This is a genomic window from Haladaptatus sp. W1 (genome assembly GCF_001723155.1).
In the GTDB taxonomy this organism is placed as follows: Archaea; Halobacteriota; Halobacteria; order Halobacteriales; family Haladaptataceae; genus Haladaptatus; species Haladaptatus paucihalophilus.
On the sequence record NZ_MEIH01000091.1, the window covers coordinates 1 to 11,923 of the forward strand.

At 63.4% G+C, this 11,923-nt stretch carries 15 protein-coding genes and 1 pseudogene; 7 read left to right on the forward strand and 9 right to left on the reverse strand.

The genetic code is table 11. The annotated features are described in order from the left end of the window. Positions 1–456, forward strand: a pseudogene (locus BG842_RS05155) (hypothetical protein); the annotation flags it as partial. 116 nt (positions 457–572) lie between these two features. Here BG842_RS05155 and BG842_RS05160 read toward each other — a convergent pair. From BG842_RS05160 to BG842_RS05185, 6 genes are all read right to left on the reverse strand, one after another. Beyond that, positions 573–1,628, reverse strand: coding sequence for an ABC transporter ATP-binding protein (locus BG842_RS05160; RefSeq protein WP_069449947.1), 1,056 nt, complete (start codon positions 1,626–1,628; stop codon positions 573–575). Then, on the reverse strand, positions 1,621–3,294 hold the full coding sequence (locus tag BG842_RS05165) for an iron ABC transporter permease (RefSeq protein ID WP_069449948.1): 1,674 nt from the start codon (positions 3,292–3,294) through the stop codon (positions 1,621–1,623). The genes BG842_RS05160 and BG842_RS05165 overlap by 8 nt, the downstream gene beginning before the upstream one ends. Then, positions 3,295–4,413 (reverse strand): thiamine ABC transporter substrate binding subunit, encoded by a 1,119-nt coding sequence (locus BG842_RS05170; protein WP_069449949.1) that lies wholly within the window; start codon positions 4,411–4,413, stop codon positions 3,295–3,297. 171 nt (positions 4,414–4,584) lie between these two features. Then, positions 4,585–4,977 carry a hypothetical protein gene (locus BG842_RS05175; RefSeq protein ID WP_069449950.1) on the reverse strand — a complete coding sequence of 131 codons (393 nt, stop codon included), beginning with the start codon at positions 4,975–4,977 and terminating at the stop codon, positions 4,585–4,587. Positions 4,978–5,099: 122 nt separating this feature from the next. Continuing rightward, positions 5,100–5,561, reverse strand: coding sequence for a twin-arginine translocation signal domain-containing protein (locus BG842_RS05180; protein ID WP_254662914.1), 462 nt, complete (start codon positions 5,559–5,561; stop codon positions 5,100–5,102). A gap of 300 nt (positions 5,562–5,861) precedes the next feature. Then, positions 5,862–6,641, reverse strand: coding sequence for a sulfurtransferase (locus BG842_RS05185; protein WP_069449952.1), 780 nt, complete (start codon positions 6,639–6,641; stop codon positions 5,862–5,864). Positions 6,642–6,883: 242 nt separating this feature from the next. Between BG842_RS05185 and BG842_RS05190 the strand changes: the two genes are divergently transcribed. The 3 genes from BG842_RS05190 (at position 6,884) to BG842_RS05200 (ending at position 8,858) form a co-directional block, all read left to right on the forward strand. Then, the gene (locus BG842_RS05190) at positions 6,884–7,744 is read left to right on the forward strand and encodes a sulfurtransferase (protein WP_007976226.1); all 861 of its coding nucleotides are present in this window, start codon (positions 6,884–6,886) and stop codon (positions 7,742–7,744) included. 216 nt (positions 7,745–7,960) lie between these two features. Next, the gene (locus BG842_RS05195; protein ID WP_069449953.1) at positions 7,961–8,176 is read left to right on the forward strand and encodes a hypothetical protein; all 216 of its coding nucleotides are present in this window, start codon (positions 7,961–7,963) and stop codon (positions 8,174–8,176) included. A gap of 55 nt (positions 8,177–8,231) precedes the next feature. Beyond that, complete coding sequence (locus BG842_RS05200) at positions 8,232–8,858, forward strand: rubrerythrin family protein (protein ID WP_069449954.1); 627 nt, start codon at positions 8,232–8,234, stop codon at positions 8,856–8,858. 11 nt (positions 8,859–8,869) lie between these two features. Here the strand turns inward: BG842_RS05200 and BG842_RS05205 are convergent, their stop codons facing one another. Further along, complete coding sequence (locus BG842_RS05205; protein ID WP_007976221.1) at positions 8,870–9,139, reverse strand: hypothetical protein; 270 nt, start codon at positions 9,137–9,139, stop codon at positions 8,870–8,872. A 111-nt stretch (positions 9,140–9,250) separates the two neighbouring features. Here BG842_RS05205 and BG842_RS29575 point away from each other — a divergent pair, with 111 nt between their 5' ends. Beyond that, positions 9,251–9,406, forward strand: a complete 156-nt coding sequence (locus BG842_RS29575) for a hypothetical protein (RefSeq protein ID WP_007976219.1) — start codon at positions 9,251–9,253, stop codon at positions 9,404–9,406. 183 nt (positions 9,407–9,589) lie between these two features. Next, positions 9,590–10,276 (forward strand): ribose-5-phosphate isomerase RpiA, encoded by a 687-nt coding sequence (gene rpiA, locus BG842_RS05210; protein ID WP_069449955.1) that lies wholly within the window; start codon positions 9,590–9,592, stop codon positions 10,274–10,276. 133 nt (positions 10,277–10,409) lie between these two features. Here the strand turns inward: rpiA and BG842_RS05215 are convergent, their stop codons facing one another. After that, entirely contained in the window at positions 10,410–10,577 is a 168-nt protein-coding gene (locus BG842_RS05215) for a DUF1931 family protein (RefSeq protein WP_018128851.1), read from the reverse strand. Between the two features lie 172 nt (positions 10,578–10,749). On the opposite strand from BG842_RS05215, the gene larB reads away from it, so the two are divergent. After that, positions 10,750–11,532: a nickel pincer cofactor biosynthesis protein LarB gene (larB, locus tag BG842_RS05220; protein WP_069449956.1), complete on the forward strand. Its 783-nt coding sequence runs from the start codon at positions 10,750–10,752 to the stop codon at positions 11,530–11,532. Positions 11,533–11,689: 157 nt separating this feature from the next. Here the strand turns inward: larB and BG842_RS05225 are convergent. Then, positions 11,690–11,923 (reverse strand): hypothetical protein (locus BG842_RS05225; RefSeq protein ID WP_069449957.1); only part of this gene is annotated, 234 nt, incomplete at its 5' end.

The window sequence follows — 11,923 nt, forward strand, 5'->3', positions numbered from 1 at the left end:
ATCAACCTCGACGGAAAGCGACACGAGTTCCAGATACTCGGCCAGAAAAACGGCGATTTCGGCCAAGTAATCTACCGAACGGACTCGTCGTCGAAACGAGGGGAAACGCGGACGTTGACGTTCAAACCGACAGATCGGATTCGGCGGTACCGCTGCCGGTACCATCCCGACAGCATGCGCGGGGACATCGACAGGTCGGGGCGGTTCGGCGGTGGCGGCGGGACGTTCACTACTGGAACGACCGGGACGGAGACGACAGATGGAACCTTCGACACGGAAACAACCGGTGGGACGTTCACGACGGAGACGACCGAGGGGACGTTTACGACGGATGGCAGATTCACGACTGATACGACCAGTGGGACGTTTACGAGCGACACCACCGACGGTACGTTCACCACCGATACCACCGACGGCACGTTCACCACCGATACCACCGAAACGACGAGTCGATAACGCCGCGAACTCGACCGACCCGGACGGCCAGGTCGTGTCCTACGAATGGGACCTCGACGGCGACGGGACGTTCGAAGCCACGGGGACAATCCTCGTACGGGACGACCGTCGTGTGGCTATCGCTGCTCTACGATGTCCGCCGTCCCGCCGTCGATGACGTGCACGTCGTCGGGGTCGAAGCCGACGCGAACGCGCTCGTCGTCCGGTGCCTCGGGCACGCGAAGCGTGATCGGTTTGCCGTCCCAATCGAGGTGGACGCGGAACGCCTCGCCGAGGAACTCGACGGTTTCGACGGTCGCCGAAAAGGCGTTCTCGCCGCCACCCAGTCGGAGCGCCTCGGGGCGAACGCAGAACGTCACCGAGTCAGCGGTCGAACCGGGGACGAGGAACTCGTGGCCGCGGACGGCGACCAGCGACCCCCTCGTTTCGTGTGCGCGGGTCTCGCCCGAGAAGAGGTTGTTCTCGCCGACGAACTCCGCGACGAACCGAGAGTCTGGACGGCGGTACACGTCCTCGGGGCGGCCGACCTGCTCGATTCGCCCGTCGTTCATCACGGCCACGCGGTCGCTGATGGCGAGCGCCTCCTCTTGGTCGTGAGTGACGTACACCGTCGTGATTCCGAGGTCGGATTGGATGCGGGAGACTTGCGTGCGGAGGTCGTCGCGGAGGCGGGCGTCCAGCGCGCTCATCGGTTCGTCCAACAGGAGCAGGTCGGGACCGGGAGCGAGTGCGCGGGCGAGGGCGACGCGCTGTTGCTGGCCGCCGGACAACTCGTCCGGGTCGCGGCCCTCGAACCCGTCCAAGTCGACCAGTTCGAGCAGTTCGAGGACGCGCTCTTCGTCCGTCATCGCGCCCGGCGGGTCGCGGAAGCGGAGGCCGTAGCCGACGTTTTCCGCGACGGTCATGTGCGGAAACAGGGCGTAGTTCTGGAACACCAAACCGACGCCCCGCTCTTCGGGCGGCACGCCAGCCATCTCGCGGTCGCCGAACCGAACCGTTCCGGCGGTGAGGTCCTCGAAGCCAGCGATGGCACGAAGCGTCGTCGTCTTGCCGCATCCGGACGGGCCGACGAGGGTGAAGAACTCGCCGTCGGCGACGCGAAGCGACACGTCGTTCAGGGCGGTTACGCCGTCGTACTCCTTGCGGACGCCGGAGAGGCGGAGTTCAACCACCTTCCCACCTCCCGCCGAGGCGGTCGATGATGACGAAACTGACGGCGGTGACGACGAGCAGGACGGTGCCCATGGCCGTGGCTGGCCCGAGGGTCTGCTTGCCGAGGAAGCGTTCGACTGCGACCGGCATCGTGTAACTGCTACTCCCCGTGGCAAGAATAACTGTCGAGTCGAACTCGCCGATGCTGATGGCGAACGCGAAGGCGGCTCCGGCGGCGAGACCGACCGCCACGAGCGGCAGTTCGATATCGACCAGCGTGCGGATACGGGTCGCGCCGAGCGCCCGCGCCGATTCGACGGTCCGCCGGTCGATTCCGGCGAGCATGGGCGAGACGTTGCGCGTGACGAAGGGATAGGCCGCGACGGCGTGGGCCGCGACGATTGCCACCGCGCCGTCGACCCGTATCCGCGTTCCGGCGATGGGAATCCCGAAGACGAGTCCGCGGAGCATGCCCAATCCGACCATGATACCGCTCACGGCGAGGGGGGCCATCGCCACGGCTTCCACGATTCGGCTCTTCCGTGCCCGCGTCAGGACGGCGATGACGACGCCCATCGGGAGCGCGACGAGGAGCGTTCCGACGCCGAAGATCAAGGAGTTCTGGACCGCGACGCCGGGTTTGGTCTGGAACGACGCGCCGGACACCTGCCGCGTCACGAGGAACTCGTAGTAGCGCAGGGTGAACCCGGACGGCCCGGTGAAACTTTCGAGGACGGTGCTCACGAGCGGGCCGAGAAAGAGAACGAGGACGACGAGCAGGTACACCGCGACGCCCGCCCGTTCGAGGGTCTCGGCGAGACCGCCGTCGCCCGAAAAGAGGTGTTTCCGCGGGAGGGGTCTACTGGCCCGAGAGACGGCGCTCTGGCGGGCCTCGTACCGGAGGTAGCCGTAGGTCAGCGCGAGCGAGAGAGTGGTTTCGAGGACGGCGAGGACCGCCGCCTCGGAGTAATCGAGGCGCTGGACGAGCGCGTACACCCAGACCTCGACGGTCTGGTACTGGAATCCGCCCAGCGCGAGAACGATTGGGAACGACATGAACGTGAAGATGAACGTGAGGAGCGCGCCGGTGAGAATCGCGGGGAGCAGTTGAGGGACGAGCACGTCTCGAAACGCTCGAAACCGTCCAGCGCCGAGGCTTCGGGCGGTCTCGACCTCGCGGGCGTCCACGCTCTCCCACGCCGCGTTCGTCACGCGGGCGACGAGCGGCGCGTTGTAGAAGGCGTGGGCGGCGACGATGGCGGGGAGATTGTACAGCAGCGAGTACGGGCCGAGGCCGATAACGCCAACCAGGTCGTTGAACAGGCCGTTCTGCCCGAACATCGCCACGAATCCGATGGCGACGAGGATGGACGGCATAACGAACGGGAGGATGGTCAGCGAACGAATGGTGCGACGGCCCGGAAACTCGTAGCGCGCGAGGATGTACGCGCCTGGGAGGCCGAGGGCGACGCTGGCGAGCGTGGAGAGGAGGGCCTGATACGCCGTGAAGCCAAAGATGTCGAAGAGGTAGAAGCGGTCGGTCAGCACGTCGAGGAAGGCGTCGAGTCCCCCCGCGTCAGCGAAGACGATGGCGACGGGGTAGTAGAACAAGACGACGAGCACGGCGCTGGTGACGATGCCGAGGAGGGAGAGCGTGTGTCGTTCGAGCCAGCGCCCGGGGTTCATCTACTTGCTCGCAATCTGGCGCGCCCACTCATCAACCCATCCTTCCACGTTGCCTTTTAGTTGGTCGTAGGAGTAGGTGACGGGTTTTTCCGGGGCTTTGGCGTACTTCTCGAACTCCGCGCCCGGTTCGGCCCAGTCGGTCGCCGGGAACGAGACGTTGAGCGTCGGAATCTTCGACTGGGCTTTCTTCGAGAGCATGAAGTCGAGGAAGGCGTCGGCGAGTTTCGAGTTGTCCGTGTCAGCGAACTTCGCCATCCCCTCGGGGTTGGCGTAGCCCTGTCCGTTCAGGAAGCCGATTTGGTGTTTCTTCAGGTTCGCGCCGTCGCGGTGGGCGTACACTTGGTCGGTGGAGTAAGAGACCACGATGGGTCGTTCGCCGTTCGAGAAGGCGGTGTAGGCCGCGTCCCACGAGCCGAGAATCTGCACGTCGTTGTTCGAGAGTCGCTTCCAGTAGTCGAGGTAGTTATCCTCGCCCATCTGGTGAATCGTCCAGAGGAGGAAGGCCCGCCCGGTCGCGGCCTGCTGGGCGTTCTCGGTCAACAGCGTCCCCTCGAACTTCGGTTTCGTGAGCGCGTCGAACGTTCCGGGGCCGTCGACCTTCGTCTCGTCGTAGACGAGGCTGACGTAGCCCGTGTCGTACGGGACGGCCCGGTTTTTCGGGTCGAACGTCAATCCCTCTTTGACGTGGCCGTAGTTCGAGAGGGAGTCGGCGATGGGGGTGAACAGCTGTTTCCCGCCGAGTTTGTCGTCGATGGTGATGAGTTGGTCCACGTTCAGGCCGACGTACACGTCCGCGTCGATGCCGACGCCCTGTGCCTTCCGCTGGATGAAGTAGTTGACCTCGTTTTCCGGGGTCTGCCACTGGAGGGTGGCTTTCGGGTACTTCTTCTCGAACTCCTTTTTTAACCACGCGCCGGGCGACGAACTGGGTGCGTCCACGAGCGCGCTGTACGTTGCGACGTTCAGCGTGCCGCTCAATTCGGTCTGTGCCGTGGTCGTCGCGGTCGGGTCGCCGGTCGAACCCGTACCGCCGGAGCCAGCATCGTCGGAGTTCCCGAGGCAGCCAGCGAGTCCGACGAGTCCCGTCGCGCTCGCCGTAAGGAAGGTTCGTCGTTTCATTACTCGGTGGTTGTAGTCGGTGGTACTTAACGGACGTGATGTCGGGAAGAGCGCATCGTCCCTCCGGACAGGGAGCGCGGGTAAAATCCGTGAATAAATCAGTGAATGCTATATGAAATTCGATACAGTCCCTCAACCATCGCGTTCCGAAGTAAACCAAGAAGTGCCCTCTCACTTCACCCTCGTCACGGACACTTCGAGGAGGTCCAGATTGGCGCTGAAGTACGTGGCGTCGTCCGCGAATCGAAATCGGCCTCCCGTCGGAAGGTAGCGACGGGAGAACAGAAAGACGAAGACGGGCGTCTCGTAGAACTCGTAGGTGATGACGTAGCCGTTGTACTCGTCCGGTTGCGAGATTACCTGCACGTCGTCGGGCGGTTCGTCGAGGATAGACACCGTGATGAACGCGGGCAGTTGGGAGACGATTCGGAACGGGACGTTCGGATAGAAATCGCGGGTGAACACCAGCACGCTCCCGGATGGCTGGGCGGGCGGTCGAACGAGGGCACTGAAATCGGCTGAGCGGTCCGTCGACGGCGGCTCGGTATCGAATTCGTCTCTCATGTGTGCTCCGAGGTATCGAAATCTGTCGTGTTGTCCGTAACAGTACCGTCGGCTCCGACGGACGGCCAAAAAATGGGTACGGAACCGCGTCGTTGTTACCCCCCGATACGACGTCGAATCGATTAGCTGCTTCGGAGGCTGGTGCTGAGCAGGTTGAGCGTGCTGCTGAAGATCGACGCGTCACCGCTGAACTGACGCGTGTCACCCTGACTCAGCGAGAGGTTGCGGCCGAAGACGAACGTGGTGATCTGACCTCGACCGTCACCGCCACTGCCACCGAGCAGGTAGCGGATGATGTAGCCGTCGTAGTCGTCCGGCTGGCTGATCTCCGGCACGTTGCCGCCGCCAGGGCGCTGGAGCAGGCGAACCGTAGTGGCTTGCTCCAACGAGTTCACGACCCGGAACTGCACTTGCGGGTGGTAGTCGTAGGTGTACACCAACACGTTTCGGCCCTGCGCCGAGGCGCTCCCGGCGCTACCTAAGCCCAACGCGAGTGCGCCCGTTGCGAGCGCACCTTTCTTCATAAACGAGCGACGTTCTTCTGATTCGACGTTTTCTGCGTCTTGTTGTTCTCTCACAGTCATCCCTTTTCCCCCCTCCCGGGGCGACAGGCTATAGGCCGGAACCGAAGATAAATGGCCGCGACTGTTTCAGTGACCAATGGAAAACTATCGTCGTTAGGGTCAGACGGGCAATCACGGCTCACCACGAGGGCGTACACGATACCGGTCGTTATTCGCGGTTACGGGGGATTCCATGCCCGTTACCGCGGTGGAAATTGAACCGGACTTCGTTCGTCGCGGACCGTTTTCTGACTGGCAAATAGACAAAACGGGCGATAAAGAGAGCGGGGAAGCGCCATCGCGTTCCAACCTGGACCGCTCTCACTCGCGTTCGAGTTCGCCGTCGGCCGCGGTCCAGTCGGTGAGACTCCCCTCGTAAAATCCGAGGTCGTCGTAGCCGAGCGAAGAGAGGACGACGTAGGTGTGGCTAATCCGCCGGGCGGTGTTGCAGTAGAGGATGACGCGTTTTTCGGGGATGACACCGTTGGATTCGAGGATTTCACGAAGTTCGTCGGGGGATTTCAGACCGCGGCTCTCGTCGTCAACGAGGTCGAGCCAGTCCACGTTGACGGCACCCGGGAGGTGACCGTCGGCGAACTCCGCCGAGTCGCGGGTGTCCACCAGCACGGCGTCAGGGTCGTCGATGGCGGCTTCGACCGCCTCGCGTCCGACGAGCGTGGTGCCCTCCGAGTCACGGGCCGAGTAGGAAACGGGGTCGGGCGACGGCGCGTTGGTCGTCGTCTCGTGGTCGCGTTGCCACGAACTGAAGTCGCCGTCGAGCAGGTGGAGTCGGTCGTGACCGTACAGTTCGGCGGTGACGAGGAACCGCGCCGCGAACACGCCGTGCATGTCGTCGTAGGCGACGATGGTGTCGTCTTCGTCGATACCGGCGCTTCCGAGGAGGTCCTCCCACGCCTCGACACCGGGGAGCATTCCGGCGTCGTCCGCGTCGGACGAGCGGAAGGCGTCGAACGGGATGTTGACCGCGCCGGGGAGGTGGCCGATTCCGTCGTACTCCCACGCGTCGCGGACGTCAACGACTCGTACCTCGTCAAGTCGGTCGGCGAGCCATTCCGCCGAGACGACGACGTTCTCGTGCATCGGTCCCCGGTACCGAGTCCAGCGTCTTAGCCCTCCGGGTACCGTCGAATCCGGCTTCTGACTGCAGATACCGGCCGGTGTTGCCGATAGTTGGTCGTCGCGTCCGGTTCACCACCCACCGGGGACCGGGGAGTCGGGAATCCGCTCCAAACTTGCGGGGATTTTTGCCGGGAAGCTCGACAGAAGGCGGAACCTTCCGGCAGTAACAAGAATATAACCGGAGCACGGGAAGAAGGGGACGCATGAGCGACAGCGACTACGCCAAGGACGTTCTCGTCAGCGCCGAGTGGGTGGAAGACCACCTCGACGAGTTCCAAAGTGACGAACCGAACTATCGACTCGTAGAGGTCGACGTCGACACCGAAGCCTACGACGCCGCCCACGCGCCGGGTGCAATCGGGATCAACTGGGAGACGCAACTGCAGGACCAGACCACGCGCGACATCCTCGAAAAGGACGACTTCGAGGACCTGCTCGGCGGACACGGAATCGCCGAGGACACCACGGTCGTCCTGTACGGCGACAACTCCAACTGGTTCGCCGCCTACGCCTACTGGCAGTTCACGTACTACGGCCACCGCGACGTGCGCCTCCTCGACGGCGGGCGCGACTACTGGCTCGAAAACGGCTTCCCGACGACGGATGAGGTACCGTCGTACCCCGAAGTCGACTACGACGCCCGCGGTCCCTTCGAGGGAATCCGCGCGTACCGCGACGACGTGGAGAAAGCCATCGACCGCGGCGTCCCCCTCGTGGACGTTCGGTCGCCCGAGGAGTTCAGCGGCGAAATCCTCGCGCCCCCGGGACTGCAGGAGACGGCCCAGCGCGGCGGCCACGTCCCTGGTGCATCGAACATCTCGTGGGCGGCCACCGTGAACGACGACGGGACGTTCAAGTCCGCCGAGGAACTCCGCGACCTGTACGAGAGTGAAGGCGTCACCAACGACCAGCAGGTCGTTGCCTACTGCCGTATCGGTGAGCGCTCGTCCATCGCGTGGTTCGCACTCTCGGAACTGCTCGGTTACGACAACGTCGCCAACTACGACGGGTCGTGGACCGAGTGGGGCAACCTCGTGGACGCGCCCATCGAAACCGGAAACTGACCACAGCGACCGAAACGACCGACCCGTTTTTCTTCGAGCCGATATATCCCGTGGCAGTAACATCCCAAGCGGTCGATAGCCCAAACGACCGATAACCCGGACGGCCGACAGATACCGACCGCTATCGAGGGCTATGGAGAACAACTAGCAGGGATTATTGAGAGCGGGCCGAATCTCAATAGTACGGCGTCGTCGGGACGCCCCCACGAGGACACCATGACCGGACATTTCCATACCGTCGACAAGCCGTCCGAACCGGAACAGAACGTCGCCGCCCCGCAGTCCTTCGAGTTGTCCTCCGTCGTGGTCGAGTACGACGGCAAACCGAATCGGTGTACGATTTACCCGACGGAAGCCACCCGCCTCGAACGCATGGCGAGCTGGATAACCGCGGACGCGGATGTTTTCGTCGAGTTGGACGACATGCAGTAGACCGAGCGTTTCCGACGTCGGTGATTACAAGCCGAACGGCTTCGTACCGTGGCACATGAACTCGGAGGAATTTCTCGAAGTGGTCCGCAAGGAAAACGAAACCGCCCTTTCGCGCCTCGGCTCCTCGAAGTCGCTGTACGCCGCGACGAACGGAGAGATGGACGCCGACGAAGTGTTCCGCGCCGCCGCCGACTCCGAACACGCGGCCGCCCGAACGTTCGAAGGGTGGGCAGACGACGAGGACGACTCCGACGCGAGCGAACTGTTCACGGGTATCGCGGACGTAGAGAACGACCACTACGAGCGTGTGTCCGGGAAAGTGGACGACCACGACGTCGGAGACGTGCCCGCGCTCCACGAGTACCTCCGCGGACTGGACGACACCACCGCGCGCCTCGGCGGATTCATCGGGCGGACGCTGGCGAGCGAGAAATCGAAAAAGCAGATGACGGGCTTTTTCACGGGACAGGCCGACCCGATGACGGCTCAGTTGTTCCGCGACCTGAAAGGCGACCTCGGCGACCAGTTGGACGACACGCTCGCGCTCCTCGGCGAGCGCTGTGACTCGGACGAGGACTGGGAGACAGCAAAAGAGGCCGCCGAGGGCGCGATTACCGCCGCCTACGAGGAGTACACCGACTCGCTGGAGTCGATGGGCGTCAATCCGAAACCGGTCTGCTGAGCGAGGGAGTTTTAAACGCCGCTGACGGTTTCGCGGTGGGCCTTCACGTGGTCGTAGGCACTATCGATCCGTTTCGCGGTTTCTTCGTCAACGTCGCTTTCGAGTTCCGAGAGGGCGTGCATGATGCGGTCGAGTCGGCCGTGGTCCGGGCCGTGGTCGGCCTCGGCGAGCGAGTGGAGGGAGTCAGCCTGCGATTCAAGACGTTCTTTGACCTCACCGGTGGTGTCGGCGCTGGCCTGTTTCAGTTCCTCCGCCGCGTGTACCAGTTGTTCGCGTGTCATGGCCAGGGCTACGACAGCGAGCGAAATAGTGCTATGGGCGGTGCAGAAAACGACGGTTACCGACGCGCGAACGGACGACGAGTTTTAGCGGTTCAACGGCGTTCTAGCCCCATGGCTCGAAAACGACATCACCGGTGCAACCTCTGTGGGCGCGACTTCGAACAGGGCGAGGAGTTGCGAGAACACGTGGAGCGGCGACATCCCAAAGCCGACTACCACTGGTGGGTAGTCGTCGAGGAGCCCGGTACCCTCCCGTTCGAGGACTGAATCGGGCGAAAGGCTACAAGAGGAACCGAACCCCATCCTCCCGAATGTGGGGAACCACATCCGGGTAGACGTAACGGGGAAGCGGGCCTGTAGCTGACCCTTCGAACGTCCAGTTTATTTATCGGGGGGAGTCTCACGGACGCGCTAGCAACCTTTTTCCGGGCCGCACCGATTTCCACGAACATGAAAACGACGGGTGGAAGCGACGAGGCGAAGCGAAACGCGGGCGAAAGCGCGGCGGAGGCGGTCGAAGATGGCATGGTAGTCGGACTTGGAACGGGGAGTACGACGGCTCACGCGATTCGAGCACTCGGCCGGATGGTCGATTCGGGACTCGACGTACGCGGGGTGCCGACGTCGTTCCAATCGCGGCAACTGGCACAGGCGGAAGGGATTCCGCTGACCGACCTCGATGCCGTGTCGGGAATCGACGTGGCCATCGACGGCGCGGACCAGTTCGCCGGGGGCGACCTCATCAAGGGCGGCGGAGCGGCGCACGCTCGGGAGAAAATCGTGGACGGAGCGGCGGACCGGTTTCTCGTCGTCGTGGACCCGAGCAAAGCGGCAGAACGGCTGCAACATCCGGTTCCGGTCGAGGTGCTACCCGCCGCTCGCACGACGGTGGCCGACGACGTTCGCCGTCTCGGCGGGGACCCGACGTTGCGCGACGCGGAGCGAAAGGACGGGCCGGTCGTGACCGACAACGGAAACCTCGTCCTCGACTGTGAGTTCGGAGAAATCGACTCGCCCGGCGACCTCGCGGCCGACCTCTCGGCGATTCCGGGCGTGGTGGAACACGGACTGTTCGTCGGGATGGCTGACGAGATACACGCCGGGAACGACGACGGCGTAGACGTGAGACGAGTGTGACGAAGAGCGTCGGAAAGCGCCCGAAAGAGCTAGAAAACGCCGTTGTGGGGTCGTCAGACCCGGCCGAGACGACCGCTGGTGCGTCGAACGCTGTCGCTGGACGGCGAAAAAATAAATGAAGGGAGTTCCGTTTTTACAGGTCGCGCGGCTGGACCGTCTTTCGGTCGTTCTCTTCTGCGCGTCGTGCAGCGTCCTCGAGGAGTTCCTCGACTTCAACGTCGAGTGCGTCGTAGAAGTCCGAGGCAACGTTTTTGTCGTCGAGCGCTTCTTTCACAGCCGCTTTGACAATAAGGTCTGCCATACAGGATTGACGTTCCGTAGCGCGCTTAATAAAGCTTCCCAAATTATGCGGTGAACACCCACGAGTCGAAGAATGTGACCTACTCTGTCGGTGCCGCCAAAAGCTTTAAGTGAAGTAAAGTAGATTGACCGCGGACGACAGACAGGAGTAGGAGGGCCACAGAGTGGCGAATATGCGCGAACTACTCGAATCGGTGGCGAACGGGGAAACCAGCGTCGCCGAAGCGGAGGCGATGTTATCGGGATACGCGACGAACGGGGCCGGGCGGTTCGATGCGGCCCGCGAGCGGCGTCGCGGCGTCCCGGAGGCGATACTCGCCGACGGAAAGACGCCGAGCGAAGTCGCGGAACTCGCAACCACGGCCGTCGAAACCGCGGGCAGAGCGATAGTCACGCGGGTGGACGACGACCACACGGGGGCGGTCCAGCGGAGGCTCGATGCAGACCACCCGGACGCGGACGTGCGGGTTCGAACGCGAGCGAACGTCCTCGTCGCCCACGCGCCGACCTTCGAACCGCCCGAGGTGAACGCGACGGTCGGCATCGTCAGCGCGGGCACGAGCGACGCGATTCCCGCCGGAGAAGCCGCAGTCATCGCGTCGGAGATGGGCGCGACCGTCGAGGAGATTCACGACGTGGGCGTCGCCTCCCTGGTCCGCGTGTTGGACGAGGTGGACGCCCTCCGCGCGGCGGACGCCCTCGTCGTCGCCGCGGGGCGCGAGGGCGCGCTCCCCACCGTCATCGCCGGACTCGTGGACACGCCCGTCATCGGCCTGCCGGTGTCGAACGGCTACGGCCACGCGAGCGACGGCGAGGCGGCGCTCTCGGGGATGTTGCAGTCGTGTACGGTGCTGTCCGTGGTCAACATCGACGCGGGGTTCGTGGCGGGCGGACAGGCCGGTCTGATAGCGCGCGCCGTCGGTGCGGCGCGGGAGCACGAGGACGGAGAGCACTGACAGGGAGGAGGAAACGCTGGTCGCTATCGCGTAATGGTGCAAATCAGTATGATTTAGTAGATAACAGTAATATTCAGTAGATTTCATCGAAAATAGTACTTCGAAGGAGGATATAGGAACAGTCGATAGGAAACAGTACCCGGTCGAGGTCGTCGCGTCAGGCGGACTGCGTTCGGTCATTCGTCCACTGATGATGGAGGAGAACGGCCGTAAGCGAGAGAACGACCACGAGGAGGACCGCCAATCCGACTGTGGCGAACTCCAGTTCGAAGAACGCCGTAACGGCGAGGTATGCCCAGAACAGCGCGTATGCGGCCCACGTGATGAGGGCGATTGGCGGTTTGTCTCGGAGATACCAAACGTAGAGCGTGACTACGTGCGAGACGAAACT